Origin of the sequence: Acinetobacter sp. 5862 (genome assembly GCF_024494585.1) — a bacterium.
GTDB lineage: Bacteria > Pseudomonadota > Gammaproteobacteria > Pseudomonadales > Moraxellaceae > Acinetobacter.
The window spans coordinates 1-793 of the sequence record NZ_JANHGP010000092.1; the positions used below are offsets into that span (position 1 = coordinate 1).

The 793-nt window shown below is 51.7% G+C and carries 1 rRNA gene; it reads left to right on the forward strand.

Going from position 1 to position 793, the window contains the following annotated elements:
* Positions 1 to 750 (forward strand): 23S ribosomal RNA (locus tag NO346_RS14650); the annotation flags it as partial.
* Positions 751 to 793: the final 43 nt, after the last annotated feature.

Below are 793 nucleotides of genomic sequence, written 5' to 3' on the forward strand. Positions count from 1 at the left end.
ATGGAGCCGTCCTTGAAATACCACCCTGGTAATGTTGAGGTTCTAACTCTGCCCCGTAATCCGGGGCGAGGACCATGTCTGGTGGGTAGTTTGACTGGGGCGGTCTCCTCCTAAAGAGTAACGGAGGAGTACGAAGGTGCGCTCAGCGTGGTCGGAAATCACGCGTAGAGTATAAAGGCAAAAGCGCGCTTAACTGCGAGACCCACAAGTCGAGCAGGTACGAAAGTAGGTCTTAGTGATCCGGTGGTTCTGTATGGAAGGGCCATCGCTCAACGGATAAAAGGTACTCTGGGGATAACAGGCTGATACCGCCCAAGAGTTCATATCGACGGCGGTGTTTGGCACCTCGATGTCGGCTCATCTCATCCTGGGGCTGAAGCAGGTCCCAAGGGTATGGCTGTTCGCCATTTAAAGAGGTACGCGAGCTGGGTTTAGAACGTCGTGAGACAGTTCGGTCCCTATCTACCGTGGGCGCTGGAAATTTGAGAGGATCTGCTCCTAGTACGAGAGGACCAGAGTGGACGAACCTCTGGTGTACCGGTTGTGACGCCAGTCGCATCGCCGGGTAGCTATGTTCGGAAGGGATAACCGCTGAAAGCATCTAAGCGGGAAGCCTACCTCAAGATAAGATTTCCCTAGGAATTTATTCCTCTAAAGAGCCGTTCGAGACTAGGACGTTGATAGGTTGGGTGTGGAAGCACGGTGACGTGTGAAGCTGACCAATACTAATTGCTCGTGAGGCTTGACTATACAACACCCAAACAGTTGTTGTATTCAAGATAAATTCAATACA